Here is a 22982-nt window from a genome sequence, read left to right as displayed (position 1 = left end):
TCTATAATTGTTAGATCATTAGAAAAAATAAAATGTTAAATCAAACGCCGTACTCAATTTCCTATGAAGAACTCTTAAGCTTTTATAAAGAAAGTGGTGCGGATGCTGTCTTGGCAGATTTACCTATTGATCGTTTTAAGCAGTCTTTTTCTTCAGAGAAAAAATCAACGCCTGTTGTTAGCGTTTCTCATCATCAACAAAGATCCCCCACAACATCTCCAACCGTAAAATTAGATCATCAGCCGCTGCATAACTCTAGGGCTATACAAAATGAACCTGCCGCTATAGAGAGCGCAAAAAGTGCAAAGACACTTGATGAATTAAAATCTGCTCTTCTTGCATTTAATGGTTGTTCATTAAAATTGACAGCAAAAAATACCTGTTTTTCAGATGGAACAGCAGGAAGTCCCCTGATGCTCATAGGCGAAGCTCCAGGACGAGAAGAGGATATACAAGGCGTCCCTTTTGTGGGAAAAGCAGGAATGTTACTGAATAAAATTCTCGCATCAATTGGCTTAACAAGAAATAATGTTTACATCGCCAACACTATTCCTTGGCGTCCACCCGGAAATCGTACACCAACCCCCAGAGAAATTGCCTTGTGCCGCCCTTTCATCGAACGGCACATTTATCTAGCGCGTCCTCGTGTTCTTATAGCATTGGGAGGCGTTGCTGCACAGTTTCTGACCGGATCTCAAAGTGGGATTATCCGAACACGAGGCAAATGGCATATTTATGAAAGCGAGGATAATATAAAAATACCTGTCATGCCAACTTTCCATCCTGCTTACCTTCTTAGAACCCCTAGTCAAAAAAAGCTTACATGGATAGATTTCTTAGAAGTGAAAAATCGCCTCGATAACCTTTTGTAACTCTTTAATCCTATCTTGCTTCTAAAATTAAAAAACCTTTTTAAACTCTTAAAATACAAATGAGAAAAACTATGGAACAGCCAACAACATCTATTTATCGTTTGGAAGACTACCAACCAACCCCTTACGCTATCCCCAAAACACAACTTTCCTTCCAATTGGCACCAACAAAAACCTATGTTACCGCCCTATTGTCCATTGAACCCCGTCACGATACAAAAGAATTCACATCTCTTGTACTTTCTGGGGATGATCTTACTTTAATTTCTGTTGCGATTAATGGTGAGACATTAGCCCCAAACACTTATAAAGTTACGCCTTCGCATTTAGAAATTACAACACCACCAGCGGTTCCCTTTACATTAAAATTGGTTACGGAAGTGAATCCTGAAAGCAACCGCCAACTCATGGGGCTTTATCTTTCAAATGGTGTTTATTGCACACAATGCGAATCGGAAGGTTTTCGTCGTATGACTTATTTTTACGACCGTCCAGATGTTCTTTCTACCTATAGAGTGAAAATTGAAGCAGACTCCCAGACAATCCCAATCTTGCTTTCAAACGGTAATCTCGTGGAAACAGGAACTCTAGAAAATAATCACCATTTTGCCGTTTGGGAAGATCCTTATCCCAAACCATCTTATCTCTTTGCTTTAGTAGGTGGTGATCTTGATAAGTTAGAAGACCATTTTACAACTGTATCTGGACGACGTATCGAGCTTGGTATTTATGTGGAAAAAGGAAAAACTAAACGCGCTGCTTATGCAATGGACGCGCTCAAACGTTCCATGCGTTGGGATGAACAATGTTTCGGGCGCGAATATGATCTTGATGTTTTCAATATCGTTGCTGTTTCAGACTTTAACATGGGCGCAATGGAAAACAAAGGACTTAATATTTTTAATGATAAATATGTTCTTGTCGATCCCGAAACAGCAACCGATCAGGATTATAGAAATGTTGAACGCGTCATTGCCCATGAATATTTCCATAATTGGAGCGGTAATCGTGTTACCTGTCGCGATTGGTTTCAACTCTGTTTAAAAGAAGGATTTACTGTTTATCGTGATCAGGAATTTTCCTCAGATCAAAATGTACGCAGCCTACAGCGAATTGAAGACGTAAAAACATTAAAAGCGACGCAATTTAACGAAGATGCAGGACCTCTCGCTCATCCTGTTCGTCCTCATCAATATAGCCAAATTAATAATTTTTACACCACAACAGTTTATGAAAAAGGTGCTGAAGTTGTTCGCATGATACGAACGATTTTAGGTCCCAATCTGTTTCGCAAAGGCACTGATCTTTATTTTCAACGTCACGATGGAAAAGCTTGTACAATTGAAGATTTTATTAATTGTTTTGCTGAAGTGTCTGGCCGAGACTTCTCTCAATTCATGCTGTGGTATGAACAAGCAGGAACCCCCAATGTAGAAATCGATAGTCATTACAGCGATGGTGTTTTAACAATTCGTGCAAAGCAACATATTCCTGCAACCCCGCAACAAAATACAAAAAAGCCCATGCTTATCCCTATCGTATTTGGCGTGTTAGGCTCTCATGGAGAAAACCTCGCTTATGAATCGGAAACAGATATTCAATCAGACGTTATGCTGCTCTCCAAGGAAAGCCAAACTTTTACATTAAAGGGTCTCCGCGAAAAACCCGTTTTATCACTGTTACGAGATTTTTCTGCGCCAATCATTCTCCACACGCCATTCAATGAAAGCGAACTTATTTTTCTTGCACAGCATGATGACAATCACATCAATCGCTGGCAGTCTCTTAATCAATTAATGATGCAAGCTTTGATTCAAAGCATTCAAAACAAAACACAGACAAAAGCAACACTCCCTTCTGCTTTGCTAAAGCTCATTGAAACAATCATAACAGATGAAAACTTAGAGCCTGAATTTCGTGCTTTCTGTTTAAATTTACCTAGTGAAGTTGAGCTTGCGCATACAATCGGTAAAAATATTGACCCAGATCGTATTCATTATATCCGTAATCAATTTTTAGCTTCACTTGCACAAATCCATCAAAAGCTCTTAACAAAATTTTACGAGCAAATGCAAATCCTAGAACCCTATTCACCAAACACTGCACAAGCTGGAAAGCGAGCATTAAAGAATATAATATTGGATTATCTTTCCATTGCTGAGAACAATCCAAATCGTGCAGCGACACAATATGCAACAGCTGATAATATGACTGATCGAATGGCGAGTATTGCTGTTCTCGTGAAGCGTTTTAATAAAAGTGAGCAGGCACAAAATGCTTTAAATGATTTTGAAAACCGCTATCGGCATGACCCTTTGGTCATGGATAAATGGTTTTCTGTTCAAGCAATGGTTGCTGGCGCAGAAACACTCGAAAATGTTCAAAAGCTCATGCAACACCCGCTGTTTTCAAAAGATAATCCTAATCGTGTACGGTCCCTGATTGGTATCTTTGCATCTCACAACCTCACAGGCTTCAACAGGATGGATGGCGCATCTTATCATTTTCTTTGCCAAATCATTTTGGAAATTGACAAAAAAAATCCACAGCTTGCTTCACGATTATTAACCATGATGCGCTCTTGGCGACAATTAGAACCCATTCGACAGCAAAAACTTAAAACAGAATTAAAAACAATTGCTTCTGCGCCAAAATTATCAAGCGATGTCGCTGATATCATCAATCGTCTGCTCACTTGAGACAAAAAAATATTTTAAATCAATATGCTATAATATTTTTAAAATAAATTCTACAAACACCTCGATTATCATTGACACCAATAAACAGGCTTAAATCGCCTGTTTATTGGTCATGTTTCAAATGCCTTTTCCTTTTCATATTCCACATTCATAAAAGTAAAATACTTTTTTTTAAAAAAAAGACTGGACAGAAGACTCCTGTTTTGATTCACTGCGCTCTCATGGGGTTTACTCATGAAGATCGAAGCAGTTTTTAAATCACATTATTCCGGAATTAAAGGAACAAGAGATGACTAAATTGGACGCATATAATGCGCCAACGGAGATATATGCTGATTCAAAATCGAGCGCTCAAAATCATAAAGCGCAGACAAAACCTATTCATCTGCTTTCTGGCTCTGCCTATCAAAAGCTTCTCTTTATTGAACCTTGGTTACGACGCTCACTTCCATTTGTCATTGTCGCATTTCTTATTGTCCTTGCGGTCATTCGTTTTGTATCAATCTATGATTGGCGCAATACAGTTGATAAAAGCACGCGTTCTACCCTCACGCTCTTAGCTTCTCATATTACTAATACAATTGATCGTGACTTATTGGCTCTTTCTCAGAAAGGAAAAGTCTCTGCCCTTTCTCATAGTCACTTACAAGATATTCTCGCCACTTTTCGCAATCAAGATCTTATTAATCCCAGCGCTCTAATCGCCATTGTTGATCAAAAAGGCCATGTCTTAGCTTCATCCAGTTCAGAGATTGTCTTAGGAAAGCCTTTGCAAGATTTTATCTCTGACAGCATTGCTTTGCAATCTCTTGGACAACGCGCTGGAATTATGAAAATCACAATAGGCAAGGATACCCCTGCTCTTGCTTCATTTCACCAAACAGAAAACGGGCAATATGGCGTATTCATTAGTGAAAAGATGCAAGATAGCGCTATGGAATGGCGCAAATTTTTTTCGCTTAATATAACCCTCTTCATCGGAACAAGCGGTATTATTCTTGTTCTTCTTTATGCTTATTATAATCAACTTTTACGAGCACGTAAGACAGATCTTGTTTCAGAAAAATTTCAAAACCGTATTGATATGGCAATGATGCGTGGGCGTTGTGGATTATGGGATTGGAATATGGCAAGTGGGCGCGTCTATTGGTCACGTGCAATGTACGAAATGCTTGGCTATGTCCCTCAAGATGCATTGCTCTCAATTTCGCAAATTAGCGCCATTATCAATCCCAATGATGCTAATTTTTTTGACCTTGCTCAAGAATTAATGGGAGGCAAAAAAAAACATATCGATATCAATGTTCCCATGCGTCATGCTGATGGTCATTATGTATGGATGCGGCTTCGCGCCGAAGTTACTGAAGAAGAAGAACCTCATTTGGTTGGTATTTCTTTCGACATTAGTGAACAGCAACAACTGGCTGAACAAACAGCACAAGCCGACCTTCGTATCCGTGATGCAATTGAAAATATTTCAGAATCTTTTGTCTTGTGGGATGCTGAGGGACGTTTAGTCATGTCTAACAGCAAATTTTGCGAATATGCCGCTATTCCTAAACAAATTCTACAATCAGGGATTCAACGTGCAACCGTTGAAGCCATGGCCCGCCCTGCACTCAGTGAATATCCCCTCAAAGATGATGGTACTGGCAACTTAACCAGTATTCGCCAAACGGCAGATGGTTATTGGCTTAAAATTAATGAACGGCGAACCCAAGATGGAGGATTGGTTTGTATTGGTACTGATATTTCTGAGCTTAAACAACAACAAGAAAAATTTGAAGACAGTGAAAGGCGTCTTTTTTCTTTTATTCAAGAACTCAAACGTACGAGAGGAAGTGCTCAACAACGTGCAACAGAAGTTGAAAAACTTAATAAAAGTCTGAAAGCAGAAAAAGAGCGCGCCGAAAGTGCTAATAAGGCTAAATCAGAATTTTTAGCCAATATGTCTCATGAATTGCGCACACCACTGAATGCTATTCTCGGCTTTTCAGATATCATGTTGCAATCGACTTTTGGCCCTCTTGGTTCACAACGCTATAAGGAATATATGCATGATATTTATAATTCAGGAACCCATCTTCTAACCCTTATCAATGATATCCTTGATATGTCAAAAATCGAAGCTGGAAGATTTACGCTTGATTGTAAAAATACCGATCTTGAGCCCATCATTAGTGAAGCAGTACGAACACTAACGCCTCAAGCTCAAGAAAAAAATATTGCTGTTACAACAAATATCACCCCAAAACTTCATGCTGAAGTTGATGGGCGTGCAATGAAACAGATTTTCCTTAATCTCATCTCTAATGCCGTTAAATTTACGCCTTCTGGTGGAAATATTGATGTCTGCGCTTTCAAGAAAAAAAATAACCTTATTTTTAAAATTACAGATACAGGCGTTGGTATTCCGCAATCAGCCATCAAAAAACTTGGACAACCTTTTGAACAAGTTGAAAATCAGCTTACTAAATCCCATACGGGATCGGGTCTTGGATTGGCTATTTCACGCTCCTTATTAGAACTACACAAAGGAAAACTTGAAATTACATCAAAAGAAATGAAAGGAACAACGGTAACGATTATAATGCCCATCACGCAAAGTTAATTTTTTTTAATTTCCCCATTTTGTTCCCGTTGTAGCAAAATCTGTTTCCGTTTAACTCCCCAACGATACCCTGAAATACAACCATTTTTACGCACAACACGATGACAAGGAATGATGACAGCCAATTCATTACGTGCACACGCATTAGCAACGGCACGAAAAGCTTTTGGCATCCCTACACGGCACGCTAATTCCTCATATGAAATTGTTTCACCACACGGTATATCACATAATACCGCCCATACTTGCCGTTGAAAAACTGTACCACTTATATCTAAAGGAAAATTATATTTTTTTACCAACTTAGGCGTTTCTATCATGGCTATAATATGAGCAACGTCTCTCTTAAATGCATTGTCACCCACAACTTGTTGTGCATCACCAAAGCGTACCGTAAACTCCTGTAATAATTGCTCTGTTGTATCCCCTAATGCGATATGGCAAATCCCTTGTTGAGACTTAGCCACCAAAAGTTTTCCTATGGATACATCTTTTAGACAGAATATTCTCTTTTGGGAAATGTTCAGCATTTTAACTTTCTCTATATTTCAAAAAGTTCTGAACATCATCATAAAATAAAGGGAAAGTATTTACTATCTTTTAAAACCAAACATGATGATTCTGAAATTATTTTCTTCATTACTGTCCTAAAATACACTCTTACTATTTTATGGAATAGACACAAACAGAGATTGACCTTCTTCTTCCCCTAGAAAACCAAGACTACGACAAGAGACAATCTTTAAATAATCCAACTTCTCCTCTCGCAGTCTCCAACCTTAACCACCTCAATATGACTCATTTCATAAATTCTCCTAAAAAATCCTAGATTGAATTTTATCGCACACTCTAACAAAAATACCTCATGTATAATTTTATGCCTTATATCACCGCTCTAAACAGTCGTGTTTTACGGAACAACACAATAAACTTCCCATTTCATTTTACAAAACTTCATCAAAGCATAATGATTCATGTTTTATTCCCCACGAATGCTTGAATATTCTCATTCTTCTAAGCATTCTTATTTTCTTATCAAAGGTTATCCTTTTGATATAGTGATAAGGTAACTCAACCTCAAAAAAGAAATTTATCTTCAATTTTATGAAAAAAAGCATGGAAAAGGTATTTTAGTGCTTACTTTCTTTGTCACATAACTTATAAAATGATCGGAGCCTCAAAACTTAAATATTTTTCTTGCCATAATCGTGCACAGATATTTGTCATAGGAAAAAACCATGCCCAAACGCACAGATATAAAATCTATTCTTATCATCGGAGCAGGACCTATTATCATTGGTCAGGCATGTGAATTTGACTATTCAGGCACACAAGCTTGTAAAGCATTAAAAGAAGAAGGGTACAGAATTATTTTGGTTAATTCTAATCCTGCCACGATTATGACAGATCCAGATTTAGCGGATGCAACTTATATAGAGCCCATTACGCCTGAAATCGTTGCCAAAATTATTGCCCATGAACGTCCTGATGCCCTTTTACCCACCATGGGAGGACAAACAGCGCTCAATACCGCTTTATCATTAAAGCGTATGGGTATTTTAGACCGCTATCATGTTGAAATGATAGGGGCCAATGCCGAAGCTATTGATAAAGCGGAAGATCGTGCTTTATTCCGACAAGCGATGGCAAAAATCGGTTTGGAAACACCACGGTCTATGTTGGCCAATGCAACAGAACTGAAAGAAGAAAATCGCCGACAACATGCAAAAACGCGTGCTGAACTTAAAGAAAAACTTTCTGGTGTAGCCCTTGAAAAAGCCCTCGAAGAACTTGAACGCAACTGGCGACATACCGAAACTGATCGCAAACAACATTATATCGCCCATGCAACAGCAAAAGCAGTTCAGGCGCTTGATGTTGTTGGACTTCCAGCTATTATTCGTCCTTCATTTACCCTTGGCGGGACTGGGGGTGGAATTGCGTATAACCGCTCCGAATTTTATGAAATTATTGAACGGGGGCTTGAAGCTTCTCCTACAACAGAAGTTCTCATTGAAGAAAGTGTTTTAGGGTGGAAAGAATATGAGATGGAAGTTGTTCGTGATAAGAATGACAACTGTATCATTGTTTGTTCTATTGAAAACATTGATCCGATGGGGATTCATACTGGTGATTCGATCACCGTAGCCCCTGCTCTCACCTTAACCGATAAAGAATACCAATGTATGCGCAATGCTTCGATTGCTGTTTTGCGTGAAATTGGTGTTGAAACGGGAGGTTCCAATGTACAGTTTGCTGTCAATCCTGAAAATGGGCGTCTCATTGTTATTGAAATGAACCCACGCGTTTCTCGCTCTTCAGCGCTTGCCTCAAAAGCAACGGGTTTTCCCATTGCCAAGGTAGCAGCAAAACTCGCCGTTGGCTATACACTTGATGAATTAAAAAATGATATCACAGGTGGTGCGATACCCGCATCATTTGAGCCTTCTATTGACTATATCGTGACAAAAATTCCTCGTTTTGCTTTCGAGAAATTTCCTGGGTCATCACCTGTCCTGACAACTGCAATGAAATCTGTAGGAGAGGTCATGGCCATTGGACGCACTTTCCAAGAATCATTACAAAAAGCACTCCGTGGACTTGAAACAGGACTTACTGGTTTTGATGAAATTGTCATCCCAGAACATGCTGAAGGTGATGAAAAAAGTTCTATACGCTCAGCCATTGCCATCCCAAGCCCTGATCGTCTGCGCTATATTGCCCAAGCCATGCGCGCGGGCTTACCCTTAAATGAAATTCACCAAATCAGCAAAATTGACCTGTGGTTTTTAGAACAAATAGCCTCCATCATTGAAATGGAGCAGCGTATCCGCATCCATGGATTACCCCAAGACGCAGATAACTTACGTATGTTAAAAGCTATGGGATTTTCAGATGCACGATTAGCCACCCTTACAGGACAAGAACCCGAGGATATCGCCGCTTTACGCAAATCACTGAATGTTAAACAAGTCTTCAAACGAATTGACACTTGTGCTGCTGAATTTTCTTCTCCTACAGCCTATATGTATTCAACATATGAAGTTCCCTTTGCCGGTGTAGAACACTCAGAAGCACAGATTTCTGAACGCAAAAAAATTGCTATTCTAGGCGGTGGTCCAAACCGCATTGGGCAAGGGATTGAATTTGATTACTGTTGCTGCCATGCAGCTTTTGCACTGCGTGATGCAGGCTTTGAAGCGATTATGATTAACTGCAATCCTGAAACCGTTTCAACTGACTATGATACCTCTGATCGTCTTTACTTTGAATCTTTAACAACAGAAGATGTTATCGCTATTTTAGAAGCAGAACAGGAAAAAGGCGAATTGGTGGGAGTCATCGTTCAATTTGGTGGACAAACACCATTGAAATTGGCAAGTGCTCTTGAAAAACACAACATTCCCATCTTAGGCACTTCACCTGATGCCATTGATTTAGCAGAAGATCGAGATCGCTTTCAAAAACTGTTATTTAAACTTAACTTAACACAACCTCAAAATGGTATTGCCCACTCTATCGAACAAGCATGCCTTATCGCCCATGAACTAGGCTTCCCATTGGTTGTACGTCCCTCTTATGTTTTAGGAGGACGTGCTATGCAAATTATCCGTGACGAGCGAAGCTTGCAACATTATTTACTTGAAAGTGTTCCTGAATTAATTCCAGAAGATATCAAAGCCCGTTATCCCAACGACAAAACAGGACAAATCAATATATTGCTTGGTAAAAATCCGCTTCTCTTTGACACCTATCTAACAGAAGCAATTGAAGTAGATGTTGATTGTCTCTGTGATGGTAAAGAAACACTGATCGTGGGGATTATGGAACATATTGAAGAAGCAGGGATCCACTCCGGTGATTCCGCGTGTTCTTTACCGGTCCATACGCTCTCACATAGTGTAGTCGCTGAATTAGAGCGCCAAACCAAAGCATTAGCACAAGCACTTCATGTTCGTGGCTTAATGAATGTACAATATGCCATTAAAGATGACACTATTTATGTCTTAGAAGTCAATCCCCGTGCTTCACGGACGGTTCCATTTGTTGCCAAAACAATTGGTCGCCCTATTGCTAAAATGGCGGCACGTATTATGGCAGGAGAAACGCTTCACAATGCTCTCCAAGCTTATGGTGGATTACCTTCTTCACAGGAAAAACAACATATTGCCGTTAAGGAAGCCGTGTTTCCTTTTGCTCGTTTTTCAGGCGTTGATACACTTCTTGGTCCAGAAATGCGCTCAACCGGTGAAGTTATGGGACTTGACTATGAGTTTGCGCTTGCTTTTGCTAAAGCGCAACTTGGAGCTGGTGTAAAACTCCCTAAGGAGGGAATCGTATTCGTTTCTGTAAGAGATGAAGACAAAAAACGCATCTTAAATCCTGTAAAACGTTTAACAGAGCTTGGCTTTTCTATTGTTGCCACAAGTGGAACACAAAAGTTCCTCACCGAACATCATGTTGAGGCAAAAAAAATCAACAAAGTTTTAGAAGGACACCCTCATATTGAAGATGCTATTCGTAATCGCCAAATTCAATTGATTTTTAATACAACCAGCACTGCCAGTGCCATCTCAGATTCTAAATCATTACGCTATGCAGCACTCATGCAAAATGTCCCCTATTATACAACAATAGCAGGTGCCGAAGCCGTTGTAGAAGCGATCAAAGCACTCAAAAAAAAGCGCCTTAAAGTGCGTTCCCTGCAAAGTTATTTCAGTTGAATTTCTTGCTATGTGGAAAAGCATACGCTTTTTGATACTTTTTCTCGATTTTTTCTTTATAAAAAATAGCAATTAAAGCTTGCTTTTTATTCTAAAGGCGCCTATACGAGTTTTATCGAATTTTCGGTTACGTGACTTTCTTTCCTGTGTATTCTGCACTTTTGACGAGACTTCTCCCACCTAATTTCGATCTACAGCCGTATTGAAGAATTGTAGCTTCAGTACACAATATAATTATATATTTAAGGAGTTTCCTATGTCTACAGGAACAGTGAAGTGGTTTAATACAACAAAAGGTTTCGGATTCATTCAACCTAGTGATGGCAGTGCAGATGTATTTGTACATATTTCTGCCGTTGAGCGTTCTGGTCTAAGCAATCTTAATGAAGGGCAAAAAGTGTCTTATGATGTTCTTCAAGATCGTCGTTCAGGGAAATTTGCCGCTGGCAACCTTGCAGCTCTTTAAAGTTTGAATTCTGCAATATTTTATTTAAAAATCTTCGTCTATAGCGACGGAGATTTTTTTATTTTGTAGAAAGCAAAATTGACCTGGATAAAAGAAAATACAGTTTATCTATTTTGCACAATTTATCAAGACATTCCTATCCTTCCTCTAAAATTTTTATAATCCTTAAGAGAAGAATTCCTTGTTAAAATTCTCAAAAAACAACACTATAAAAACGCGTATCAGAGTATTTTAGAAGTTTTTTATTGCATACAATATAATCTCTTATAGAATATCCTTAAAGCAATAATCATTTGTTGATATAGTATAAGGATTTTAAATTATGGCTTTTATTGCCGACAAGCTGTCTCGTATCAAACCTTCTGCAACAATTGCTGCTTCCCAAAAGGCCCGTCACTTAAAAACATTAGGACGCGATGTTATTGCTTTAAGTGCTGGGGAGCCAGACTTTGATACCCCAGACAACATCAAAAACGCGGCCATTGAAGCCATTCGAAGGGGAGAAACAAAATACCCTCCTATATCTGGAATTCCAGAGTTGCGCCAAGCAATTTCTGCAAAGTTTAAAAGAGAAAATAATCTCCTTTATCAACCAGAACAAATTATTGTTGGTACCGGTGGAAAACAAATTCTCTTTAATGCATTGATGGCAACTTTGAATAAAGGAGAGGAGGTCATAATTCCATCTCCTTATTGGGTAAGTTATCCAGAAATGGTCGCACTTAACGATGGTACACCTGTCTTTTTAGAAACAAAAGCGGAATTTTCTTATAAACTCCAACCTCAAGAGCTCGAAGCTGCCATTACCCCCAAAACAAAATGGTTCATCTTTAACTCTCCTTCAAATCCATCAGGTGCCGCTTATACATATAATGAATTGAAAAAACTCACGGATGTTTTAGTAAAATATCCTCATATCTATATCCTTTCCGATGATATATATGAGCATCTCACGTATGAAGGTTTTACCTTTGTAACTCCCGCTCAAGTAGAACCAGCGCTTTATGAGCGTACACTCACAATGAATGGCGTTTCCAAAACCTATGCAATGACGGGCTGGAGAATCGGTTATGCAGGTGGCCCACAAGAACTCATTAAAGCGATGGACATCATTCAAGGTCAGCAAACATCTGGCACGAGTGTTATTTCTCAATGGGCTGCTGTTGAAGCACTTAATGGACCTCAAGACTTTATCGCTAAAAATAAAAATATTTTTCAAGCGCGCCGTGATCTCGTTGTTTCCATGCTAAACCAAACCTCCGGCATTCATTGTCCAACACCCGAAGGTGCTTTTTATGTTTATCCTTCTTGTGCAGAACTCATTGGCAAGAAAACACCGAACGGCCAATATATTCGGAATGATGAAGACTTTGCTGTAGCACTTCTAGAAACAGAAGCTGTTGCTGTCGTTCAAGGGTCTGCTTTTGGACTTGGATCAACTTTTCGTATTTCTTACGCAACATCAGAAAAATTACTTGAAGAAGCCTGCACACGTATCCAGTGCTTTTGTAACAGTTTAATTTAAAATTTTTAACATTATTTCTTGTAATTGTTTTTTTGCCGAATGCCAATCTATCCGACAAAATATAGAAAGCTATGTTAAGGATAGAGCCTATCGATTTAACAAAAATATTCATGAATAAATATAATAAAAAAATAGAAGCTGCAGATAAAGATCAACAAAATCCAGCGATCAAATAAATGAATCAGTTTATTGTCATGAGAGATGAAACAACTATTTAGTTTTCTCTATCGAAAATATAAATTTCAAGATTAATAGGGAAATTCAAATTAAGAAGTTATTTTGTTCGCCCTCTCCTCACTTAGAAAGGATGATGCATTTTTTGTTATAAATGTACGATAAAAATGGAATTTCAGATAAAGCTCATTATATCTACATTTCTTTTAATTTATATAGGCACGGGCATTCTTCTCGCGAATTTTAGTTGAATTATAATCAATGTTTTTTCTATATACAGAGGAATTTCTAAAAAAGAGATATCTTTATACATTAAAAAATTTAGTTGTTTCTATCGTTTTTGAACGTATGTCTCATATGAGAGATTATAAACCAAAGCCTCTTAAACAAAGTTTACATCGTATAATATTTTTCCCCAAATTTGGAAATCTATTGTGGTCTTTCACCCTCCTATGGAAATGAACCGATTTAAATTTCGCATCTCTTTATTTTCTCCAGATACAATACAAATTATATTATATTTTATAGTCACGTTAAGTTATAATAAGTGATACATAGAAGAATATTGATTTATAATAATTCATTGTTTCTTAACTTGAATTATCCCCTTGTAAGATTCTCTTATTTCAAATCTGCCTATCTGAGACCAGTCGATATCATTTTCTTATATATCTCACAAGCAGAGTTGATGTGTTGGTAAAAACTTAAAAAAAAGGAGCAAAATACCTCCCTCTCTCAAATGCAAGAATTACGCAACTATTGAAAGCTTATAAAGAATGATAATACTCAACCTACTTCTTCATGAGTGTAAAAATGGTTGTACAGTGAATCTTATACCATTTTGTCAAAACTTTTACGTGATGCTATTCACGGATATCAGAAAGCTTAGGCATACTGAAAAACATTTCTTAAAGAAGCGCGCAAATTAATAAAATTTGCCTTCTCTATCCAATTTATAACACTAAGAAAGACCTCGTACTTTAAAAAAACAATTATCCTTACAATTAAATGTCTTTACAATTAAATCTTTTCTATTTCTTGGCATTCTTTTAGGAATAAAAAAAAAGCCGGACCAATGCCCGGCGAATTTGGAAAATCTTCAGAGATAAAATCGATCTGTAAGATCTTCGTAAGGGAACACTCAAGAAAATGCAATGGGAGGCAACATAATCAAGAGATAATATTCTATGTCATTTTATAAGCAGAAGCACAATAAAGACTTAAGCGTATCTGCTATGCAACAAACACATAGCTTTAATTTTTTCTCAATCTTGGATTTATCTCTATAATTAAATAGAAAGAAATCACCCTCATACGATTGTCCAATTTTCAATGTTATAACGGCCTTCACATTTGAACGCATTTATAAAAGATATTTTATCCCTTTCTGCAAAAGTATTTATCCACACGAAGACCTTCCGCCGTATGACCTAAAATGGTTTCAGAGACCTCATAAGGAGCATTGGTTGTTTCAGCGAGCCAGTTCTGTCAACTAGAGTAAAACCCATGCGAACAAGCTTCAAGTTTATTTTTTTCATATCCTTTGATATAGAACTATCAGCAAAGTAATGGCGATTTTTAACAGAAAAAATCTTTGTGAGACAGTAGACGCTCTTGTTTTAAAATTTCTAATCCCTCTAATGATAAAGGCACGTGAAACTCTGTTATCGTATCTGTCGGTCTTTCATATTCTCGAATCAAGAATGATCCAAATATCATCCTCAACCTGATTTTTATGAATATGACATAAGGGAAAAGAATGTCTCCTTGTAAAAATAAGCAAACGCAAAGTCAGTTGTGATTATGGTTATTATTTGGCAAAGTATTTTGTAAAAAATTGAGATACCTCCCCAATCCATTGGCGGTATGTTGTTTTGAGTTTTATAGCGTTGTTTCCTTAAGAAAATCCGTGCTTATTTTACTGCTTATCAATCAACATCCAAATCTAACGAGTCGCAGCATATTTGAAACAAAGATAGTTCAGCGCTTTACGAGTCATATTAGCCTTTAATGCCAAATAAAAATGAGCGTATTTCTGTTCTTTGTAATTTCTGAAAAGAGAAGGCAACCTAGTTGAAGGGAAAATATGAATTTTTAAGGGTAAAAAAACAACGGCTTTCTTTACCATCGCCTTTTAATTCTGCTTTTCGATTTTCAAAAGTTTTGAGAGAAATATCCTTTAAATAACAGAGATTGCTATTGCCTCACACTTTTGTTTATTGCGTTCTTTAATAGGGTCACGACCTTCATACCTGCATGTAAAACAGATCGCCATTGCGTTGCATACTCACACGCTTGTTTTAAAGAGATATCTTTCAGGGCACCCAGCCCCATCTCACGACGGTGCCCTGTGAACGTTATAACGATAAAGCCATTGAACCCTTCCATCTTTACGCTTATGAAGAAGCCAGCCGGCACCATCACACACTTTGCCAGCCCCCATGTTTCGACAGACCTTGACACTTGAGACGGTTCAAAAGAGGCATGCCTTTCTTGTACAATTTTTATCCACATGTCCCACCCGCTTGTGACGTGCAAGAAAGTGATTTTGATTGATTCAATATGGGAAAATTTAAAAGAAGAGAATATTAAGAGAGTCTTAAGGTGCAAAACAATTAATTGTTCCTTATAAATCTAAGGCATGGATATTAAAAAGACCACTGACGCGCTTTCAAAAAAATATAATCTCTAAAAGCATTCAACCTTGCCAAATTCTTTAAATTATAAGGATAACAAAAAAAAGTATCAAAAGAAGGAATATCAACCATATCAGGAAAAAGACGTACCAAGTGCTCATCATTGTTGACAATATAATCAGGCAGCACAGCAATTCCAAGATCACGCATAAGCGCATTCTTGATTGAGATGATATTGTTGATTTGTAGGACTGAAACACGCAATGATCCATCATTTCTACCAGCTTTTTCCAACCAATTTAAACCCGACAAATAAGGGGGAACAGGTTCTCCGAATGAAATAATACGATGTTCATCGAGATCAGACAATTTTTCAGGTTTTCCATAATTAGCAATATACTTTTCTGAAGCATAAACATGCATATGAATTGTAAATAATTTTCTTTGTATAAGATCAGGTTGTTGGGGTTGATGGAGTCGAACAGCACAGTCTGCATGACACATTGTCAAATCAAGTTCTTCATCGGAAAGCAAAAGCTGAACCTGCATATCTGGATAAAGACTAAGAAATTCTGGCATACGCTCTGCAATCCACCCTGCCCCCATTCCAAAGGTCGAAGTTACACGCAAATGCCCTGTTGGTTTTGCGTAGCTTTCACTCAATTGCAAACGTACACTTTCAAGCTTCATCAAAACGTCATGCGCTGTACGATAAAGAGTTTCTCCTTGTTGTGTAAGAATCAAACCACGCGCATGACGCTGAAATAAAGATACTCCAACCTCTTGTTCTAAAGCCGATACCTGTCGTGAAACTGCTGATTGGGATAAATGAAGCTTTTGGGCAGCGTGCGTAAAAGATCCCGCTTCTGCTGCAGCATGAAAAACCCTTAACTTATCCCAATCCAACGGTGGCGCCACAATTAATTCTACCTCTAGATTCTCTCTATTCTCAATGAATTATTAACGCTTAGATAGATCTAAAAACCGTTCTGCTTCTAATGCTGCCATACATCCCCTTCCCGCGGCTGTTACAGCTTGGCGAAATGTTTCATCTGTTACATCCCCTGCAGCAAAAACACCCGCAATGCTTGTTGCTGTTGAATCTGGTGCTGTCCATAAATAGCCACTTTGTTTTTGTTTCAATTGTCCTTCAAATAGAGAAACAGCAGGATCATGCCCAATGGCAATAAATATTCCCTCTGCTTCCACTTTCATCTCGTCACCTGTTTTAACATTTTTCAAACGTGCCCCTGTTACAACAGCCCCCCTTGCCCCTTGAGCTGGCATCCCCACAATTTCTTCGACCACATGATCCCAAAGAACACGTACATTATTACAAGCAAACAACCTATCTTGCAAAATTTTCTCTGCCCGAAACTGTTCTCGCCGATGAACCACGCTTACACTTTTTGCTATATGCGATAAATAAAGGGCTTCTTCAACGGCCGTATTTCCTCCTCCTACAACAATAACATCCTTATCCCGATAAAAAAAGCCATCACATGTAGCGCAAGCAGAAACACCACCGCCCATAAAGGTCTGCTCACTTTCTAAACCAAGCCAGCGCGCTTTAGCACCTGTTGCAATAATCAGTGCATCACAAGAATATTGTGTTCCTAAATCCCCATATAAGATAAAAGGATACTTCAATAAATCTGCCTTTATAATTGTATCATAGACAATTTTTGCCCCCATATTTTCAGCTTGTTTTGCCATTTGTTCCATTAACCATGGTCCCTGAATAGGATCAGAAAAACCCGGATAATTTTCAACATCCGTTGTAATTGTCAACTGTCCACCCTGCTGCAAGCCTGTCACTAAAACCGGCTGGAGCATTGCTCTTGCCGCATAGACCGCCGCTGTATAACCAGCCGGACCTGAGCCAATAATCAGCAAACGAATATGCGATTGTATCATTCAATCCCCTTCACTTTTTACAACTTAATTATTCTATAAATGATAACGGAATGCAGCCTTTTAAAAAAATATTTTTAAAGAGTCTCAATTATGCTATAGGTATACTCCTTTTCAAGTTTTATGAAAAGGTCTGATTGCCAATTCATCAAGGCATATTCATGTTAAGAATTAATCTTTATCCTATAAAGAGAAAAACGTAAATTTTTATGAGCACAAAGCCATAATAAAAAAAGAGATACAAAGATAGGGAACGGTCATTTTTCAGTTTATTATCAATGTCTGTGCACGTTTTGCGTTAATCATGGGAGGAGCGATGCTTTTGCCAATTTTTGTGGATTTGCACGACAATAACCGTAATTGGATAATCTTTCTCTATTCTTGTGCCATAACCACCATGTTAGCCACACTGCTTCTTTTAGCAACGAAAGGAGCTACTTGTCGTTTTTCAGCACGGCTTGGCTTTATGCTCACTGTTTGTCTTTGGCTTACAGGAAGTATCGTAGGTGCCTTACCGCTTTATCTTTCTCCCCTTCCTATTTCTCTCGCAGGAGCCATTTTTGAATCTGTTTCTGGCATTACAACAACAGGTTCCACTGTTCTTTCTGGTCTTGATCATTTATCGCGAAGTATTTTGTTATGGCGTTCTATTATATGCTGGATTGGAGGAATTGGTTTTATCGGTTTAGCTCTCTTGCTTTTGCCTTCACTGCGTGTGGGGGGCGTACGACTTTTCCATATGGAATCATCTGATAAATCTGAAAAAATATTGCCTCGTATCAACCAAATTGCTAACGGAATTATTATCGCTTATGTTGGACTCACGTTGGCTTGTATGCTTTCTTATTTTGCTGCAGGCATGAGTTTATTTGATGCCATTAACCATGCAATGAGTACAGTAGCAACGGCTGGTTTTTCAACGCATGATGCTTCTTTTGGCTATTTTGCTGATATACCAGCCATCTTAATTATTTCAACAATCTTCATGTTGCTTTCTGCTTTGCCCTTCGTACTTTATGTTAAATTAGTCCTTCCTGGACACTCCAAACGCTTTCTTGACCCCCAAGTGATTGTTTTTCTCCACATCGTTCTCCTTTTCAGCTTTGCTTTAGCAGCATGGCTACGATTTCATGATCATCGCGCTTTCCACTTGATTTTCCTTGATGTCATTTTTCACCTTTCATCCATTATTAGCACCACAGGTTACAGCGCTGAAGATTATCAACTTTGGGGACCATTTGCGCTTGGAATTTTCTTCATTATTTCTTTTACAGGCGGATGTGCTGGCTCTACTTCTGGGGGCATGAAAATCAATCGCCTTATTATTCTTTGGCGTATTACACAAACCAATATAGAAAAACTTCTTTCTCCTCATGTCGTTGTAAAAGCGCGCTACGATCACTCAAATATATCAAACGATGTTGCTCAAGCCGTTTTGTTTTTTGTCTGTCTTTATATGTTCTGCCTTATTATCGGCACTGCACTTTTGCTTACAACCGGTCTTGACTTTACCTCTTCTTTTACGGGCGTCTTAACAGCACTTTCAAATGTTGGCCCAGGCTTTGGAGATATTATTGGCCCCGTTGGTAATTTCTCTACAATCAACGATAATGCTTTATGGATTTTAAGTTTTCTCATGTTAGCTGGACGCCTTGAAATCATAACAATATTCGTCCTTTTTATTCCCGCTTTCTGGCGTGAACAATTCTAATGCATAGAGCATTTTATTCTACCATGGTAAAAAATTAACAAGACAAACAGGCATGAACAATATGCGGAATAATATTCAATCTTCAATTAATCAACTGAATATTTCTTAAAATTTTAAATAAATTAGCGGATAAATGATCGACAATAAAAATATTTCGAAAAAACAATCAAGTGTCAACAGCTTTCAAAGCCATAACGTATAACACTTCACATTACATTATTAAGATTCTCTATCAAATAAAATGGATAGATAGAACATCCTTTTTTACGAATAAGCTCTCACACAAAAAATATGAATATTTACTGATAAAAATGTTTCTTCTCTAATAAGTCATGTCTTTGTAAAAAAAATATCATTTGTTACAAACTCATAATCTTAAAAAAACATCTCACAATGCTCTTCACTCCCATTTCATGACAGTCTTCATGAAAGATAAAATGATCATTATTATTTTTATTTAAATAATAAGCTGCAAGTCGATAGCAGAAAAAAAGATATAAATACACCACCATACTATTTTCTTTCTGTTAATGTTACAAAAATCTGCATTTCAGGCAATTTATAAGAAATCTCTTTACACCTTATCTTCAATAGTTTTTATCTACCACATGCCATCTTCTAATTGTGGCTCTCATTGATGTAATATTAACAGATTTGACATGAGAAAATCTTACGATATTCAAAGTTCTTATTCAAATTGAAGAGATAAATTATCTATATGAATCAATATATTGATCTTAGACCCATCTTATTATGAATTAATTGAAAATATGGATGAATATTTTATTCATGGCGATACAATCATTATCTTTTTTTAAGATAAGAAAGCATTTTTTTGCTATCTATTTAAATTTTATAAAATGTAACAATACCAGCACACCACCGTTAAGATAGTGCATAAATCTCTGGACTTGAGTTAAAACACTATTTTCTTATTCTAAAATATCACTAGAATGAAAATAGCTTTTCTCCCTCCTTGTGTGCTTTTATCATAAGCCACATATCGCTCTCAAGCCTATACATTTTAGTCTTTTATTTAAATTTTTTAGAACTTCTTATAGTATTCTACTAAAGCCAAGATCAACTTTATAAAATAACGTTTATATCATTGCGCTATTTTCTTGATGATTATGAAATAATCTTTAAGGAAAGCACTTTTTATCATTCCTCAAGAAGACTTTTGATATAATCTAAGGTATTTTTTCCGCAAACAGTTCTTTGTAAACACTTTCAATCTCGTTTGCCTCTTTTTCCAAAGGAAAATGCGTACGAACGTGCGTTAAAGCTTTCTTTCCAGCGGCCAATGTTTTTTCTACATCAGCAAAATAAGGTTCAATTGCTGCCGTTAAAGCCGAACCATCTCCTACTTTTACAACCGTTCCTGTTCCCTCCACCACCAACTCTTTAAAAATTCCTACATCACTCGTTACAACCGCAACCTGTGATGCCATTGCCTCTAAAGGCGTCAAACCAAAACCTTCCAGACGCGAAGGTGTTACATACAGCGACAAGCGGCGATACCACAAAGGGATGTCTAAAATCTCACCAAGAAAAATAATACGATCATCCAGACCAGCCTTAGCAATCTTTTGGCGCAATTCTTTTTCAAAATGATAATGTTGCTCTGTCGTACGACCAGCGATAAGCGCTGTCCACTCAGGATAGTGAGGCAATAATGCTATCATTGCCTCGACAAACAAATCCGTACCCTTTAAATAACGCACACGCCCAAAACACCCTACCGCATATTTTCCTGGAAATCCTGTTGAAGCAAAACAATCATCATGCGTCTGTGGTGGCGTAAAACGCCTTACATCCACCCCATGCATAATAACCTTATGTGGCACTTCTAGATAAGCGCCCGTATGTGTACTGGTCGCAATAACCCTATCCATACGGCGAATCAACCATTTTGTAAAAGGCTTATGATGGCGTTGTGAAGCCGATGTAAAGATAAGTTTCAGCTTCATTTTCAAAATATCGCGCAAAAAGATCCCACAAAGCATCTCAATATTACGCCTTGCATGCCAAATACGAAACGACTTCCCTTTCGGACTTTTCCAAAGTCCGAAAAGGTCTCTAAAGGCAAGAGCCGGCATTTTTTTTGGCAATCCAACCCCCAGAGTAGATATACGCACCCCTTGTTCGCGCATCAATGGAACAAGCTGAACAATCGTAGATGTCTCTCCCGATAAAGGCCTTTTAAAGTGAGGCGCTATAATTTCAGTTTCTTCCAAAGACACACGCATAACACTTTAGATATTTAGATGTATTGAACCTTAATGATTTCGTAATTATGCGCACCACCAGGCGCATTCACTTCAATCACATCACCCTCTTGCTTGCCAATGAGTGCACGTGCAATCGGTGAAGAAATAGAGATTTTACCAATCTTTACATCAGCTTCTTGATCCCCTACAATCTGATACACTTTTTTTTCTTCAGTATCCTCATCCAAGAGTTTAATGGTCGCTCCAAATTTGATTTTGTCGCCTGAAAGACGAGAGACATCTATAACTTCTGCCCGCGCGATATAATCTTCAAGCTCATTTATACGCCCCTCATTATGACTCTGTGCTTCTTTAGCAGCATGATACTCGGCATTTTCTGACAAATCACCATGGGCACGCGCCTCAGAAATTGCTTCAATAATTCGTGGACGTTCTTGTTGTTGACGCCAACGCAACTCTTCTTTAAGACTTTCAAAACCAGCTGTAGTCATCGGAACTTTTTCCATAATCCGTCCCTTTCTATTACACGGAAGGTTTAATAAAAATACAAAAAACGGCTTCCAAAATTACTTTTGGAATCCGAAAACTACGATCTTTTTCATTATATAGTACAGTATCCCTGTTTTCCATATAAAAATAAATAAAGGGAACAAAACATGCACGAATAGTGCTTAAAACATCTCATTTTGGTGTTTAAAACGTTAAACTTTACTCTCCTCCTTAAAGTCTCACAAAGAAGAAAGAATTGTAATTTTGTTTATTTTATCATAGTCTCGCAAAAGAGATCACATAGGATACGAAGAAAGAAGGATAATTTTTAAAGGATTTCTTTGCAGAAAAATGAAAGTTTTCGTCATTTTTTTTATGTTGGGCCTTTGCTTTTTAACCACAACAATATCCAAGGCAGCAGAAGCCTTTGTGACAGCAGATCTTAATTTTAGAACAGGCCCCAGCACTCAGTATACAGTTTGTGGCTTAATTTCTGCTGGAGAATTGGTTTTTGTTAAAAATTGTGAAGGAAATTGGTGTCATATCCGGTATAACGCTCAAATAGGCTGGGTTTCCTCTCGTTATCTTTCGTTTAAAGATGGAAGTGATCTTTATCACACATACACAATGTCTTTAATTCCTAAATCATAGTCTTTGGCTCCCAAACATACCACATATAATTCATAACAGTCATAATGCCCCCTCTTGAACATCATCATGGCAAAAATATAAATAATGTCCATGAACAACCACAAACATGTCTTTTACAAAGAAATATTTCGAAGAATTCATCTCATAGAAAAAACTTGATCAATATCCTAACGAAAGCTTCAGTCAACCAAAATAAACTTGTTCAATAACGTTTTGCTGTTATCGTAATGAAGTTGTAAAAATTCGTATTCCCTTTAAAATTACGAGCACTTTTCTATC

At 37.7% G+C, this 22982-nt stretch carries 13 protein-coding genes; 8 read left to right on the top strand and 5 right to left on the bottom strand.

Annotated elements, in window-relative coordinates; genetic code table 11:
* Positions 1 to 32: 32 nt before the first annotated feature.
* The 3 genes from BTR_RS03610 to BTR_RS03600 all read left to right on the top strand — a co-directional run bounded on the left by BTR_RS03610 (position 33) and on the right by BTR_RS03600 (position 6182).
* A complete protein-coding gene (locus BTR_RS03610) occupies positions 33 to 872 on the top strand; it encodes a uracil-DNA glycosylase (protein WP_012231288.1) in 840 nt (279 codons plus the stop codon).
* A gap of 71 nt (positions 873 to 943) precedes the next feature.
* Positions 944 to 3571, top strand: a complete 2628-nt coding sequence (pepN, locus tag BTR_RS03605; RefSeq protein ID WP_038473406.1) for an aminopeptidase N — start codon at positions 944 to 946, stop codon at positions 3569 to 3571.
* Positions 3572 to 3860: 289 nt separating this feature from the next.
* Complete coding sequence (locus tag BTR_RS03600; RefSeq protein WP_012231286.1) at positions 3861 to 6182, top strand: sensor histidine kinase; 2322 nt, start codon at positions 3861 to 3863, stop codon at positions 6180 to 6182.
* On the opposite strand, the gene BTR_RS03595 is transcribed toward BTR_RS03600, so the two are convergent.
* A complete protein-coding gene (locus BTR_RS03595; protein ID WP_012231285.1) occupies positions 6179 to 6712 on the bottom strand; it encodes a methylated-DNA--[protein]-cysteine S-methyltransferase in 534 nt (177 codons plus the stop codon). The two genes, BTR_RS03600 and BTR_RS03595, sit on opposite strands and share 4 nt — an antisense overlap.
* A 708-nt stretch (positions 6713 to 7420) precedes the next feature.
* Between BTR_RS03595 and carB the strand changes: the two genes are divergently transcribed.
* The 3 genes from carB to BTR_RS03580 all read left to right on the top strand — a co-directional run bounded on the left by carB (position 7421) and on the right by BTR_RS03580 (position 12897).
* Positions 7421 to 10906 (top strand): carbamoyl-phosphate synthase large subunit, encoded by a 3486-nt coding sequence (carB, locus tag BTR_RS03590; RefSeq protein WP_012231284.1) that lies wholly within the window; start codon positions 7421 to 7423, stop codon positions 10904 to 10906.
* A 256-nt stretch (positions 10907 to 11162) separates the two neighbouring features.
* Positions 11163 to 11372: a cold-shock protein gene (locus BTR_RS03585; RefSeq protein WP_006590201.1), complete on the top strand. Its 210-nt coding sequence runs from the start codon at positions 11163 to 11165 to the stop codon at positions 11370 to 11372.
* Positions 11373 to 11694: 322 nt separating this feature from the next.
* Positions 11695 to 12897: a pyridoxal phosphate-dependent aminotransferase gene (locus BTR_RS03580; protein WP_012231283.1), complete on the top strand. Its 1203-nt coding sequence runs from the start codon at positions 11695 to 11697 to the stop codon at positions 12895 to 12897.
* Between the two features lie 2822 nt (positions 12898 to 15719).
* On the opposite strand, the gene BTR_RS03570 is transcribed toward BTR_RS03580, so the two are convergent.
* Both BTR_RS03570 and trxB read right to left on the bottom strand, forming a co-directional pair.
* Positions 15720 to 16625, bottom strand: coding sequence for a LysR family transcriptional regulator (locus BTR_RS03570; protein ID WP_012231280.1), 906 nt, complete (start codon positions 16623 to 16625; stop codon positions 15720 to 15722).
* A 42-nt stretch (positions 16626 to 16667) separates the two neighbouring features.
* Positions 16668 to 17624: a thioredoxin-disulfide reductase gene (gene trxB / locus BTR_RS03565; protein WP_012231279.1), complete on the bottom strand. Its 957-nt coding sequence runs from the start codon at positions 17622 to 17624 to the stop codon at positions 16668 to 16670.
* Positions 17625 to 17937: 313 nt separating this feature from the next.
* On the opposite strand from trxB, the gene BTR_RS03560 reads away from it, so the two are divergent.
* Positions 17938 to 19332 carry a TrkH family potassium uptake protein gene (locus BTR_RS03560; RefSeq protein ID WP_012231278.1) on the top strand — a complete coding sequence of 465 codons (1395 nt, stop codon included), beginning with the start codon at positions 17938 to 17940 and terminating at the stop codon, positions 19330 to 19332.
* A 1190-nt stretch (positions 19333 to 20522) separates the two neighbouring features.
* On the opposite strand, the gene BTR_RS03555 is transcribed toward BTR_RS03560, so the two are convergent.
* Positions 20523 to 21581, bottom strand: coding sequence for a glycosyltransferase family 4 protein (locus BTR_RS03555; RefSeq protein ID WP_012231277.1), 1059 nt, complete (start codon positions 21579 to 21581; stop codon positions 20523 to 20525).
* Positions 21582 to 21595: 14 nt separating this feature from the next.
* Positions 21596 to 22069 (bottom strand): transcription elongation factor GreA, encoded by a 474-nt coding sequence (gene greA / locus BTR_RS03550; RefSeq protein WP_005773808.1) that lies wholly within the window; start codon positions 22067 to 22069, stop codon positions 21596 to 21598.
* A gap of 334 nt (positions 22070 to 22403) precedes the next feature.
* On the opposite strand from greA, the gene BTR_RS03545 reads away from it, so the two are divergent.
* On the top strand, positions 22404 to 22703 hold the full coding sequence (locus tag BTR_RS03545) for an SH3 domain-containing protein (RefSeq protein WP_012231276.1): 300 nt from the start codon (positions 22404 to 22406) through the stop codon (positions 22701 to 22703).
* The last annotated feature ends 279 nt before the right edge of the window (positions 22704 to 22982 follow it).

The sequence above is a fragment of the Bartonella tribocorum CIP 105476 genome (assembly GCF_000196435.1).
GTDB lineage: Bacteria > Pseudomonadota > Alphaproteobacteria > Rhizobiales > Rhizobiaceae > Bartonella > Bartonella tribocorum.
This window is presented reverse-complemented; position numbering and strand designations above follow the sequence as displayed.

Coding starts and splice junctions, on each gene's coding strand:
- BTR_RS03610 (WP_012231288.1), top strand. CDS start 33: ATGTTAAATCAAACGCCGTACTCAATTTCCTATGAAGAACTCTTAAGC.
- BTR_RS03560 (WP_012231278.1), top strand. CDS start 17,938: ATGCTTTTGCCAATTTTTGTGGATTTGCACGACAATAACCGTAATTGG.
- pepN (WP_038473406.1), top strand. CDS start 944: ATGGAACAGCCAACAACATCTATTTATCGTTTGGAAGACTACCAACCA.
- trxB (WP_012231279.1), bottom strand. CDS start 17,624: ATGATACAATCGCATATTCGTTTGCTGATTATTGGCTCAGGTCCGGCT.
- BTR_RS03585 (WP_006590201.1), top strand. CDS start 11,163: ATGTCTACAGGAACAGTGAAGTGGTTTAATACAACAAAAGGTTTCGGA.
- BTR_RS03595 (WP_012231285.1), bottom strand. CDS start 6,712: ATGCTGAACATTTCCCAAAAGAGAATATTCTGTCTAAAAGATGTATCC.
- BTR_RS03600 (WP_012231286.1), top strand. CDS start 3,861: ATGACTAAATTGGACGCATATAATGCGCCAACGGAGATATATGCTGAT.
- carB (WP_012231284.1), top strand. CDS start 7,421: ATGCCCAAACGCACAGATATAAAATCTATTCTTATCATCGGAGCAGGA.
- BTR_RS03580 (WP_012231283.1), top strand. CDS start 11,695: ATGGCTTTTATTGCCGACAAGCTGTCTCGTATCAAACCTTCTGCAACA.
- BTR_RS03545 (WP_012231276.1), top strand. CDS start 22,404: ATGAAAGTTTTCGTCATTTTTTTTATGTTGGGCCTTTGCTTTTTAACC.
- BTR_RS03555 (WP_012231277.1), bottom strand. CDS start 21,581: ATGCGTGTGTCTTTGGAAGAAACTGAAATTATAGCGCCTCACTTTAAA.
- greA (WP_005773808.1), bottom strand. CDS start 22,069: ATGGAAAAAGTTCCGATGACTACAGCTGGTTTTGAAAGTCTTAAAGAA.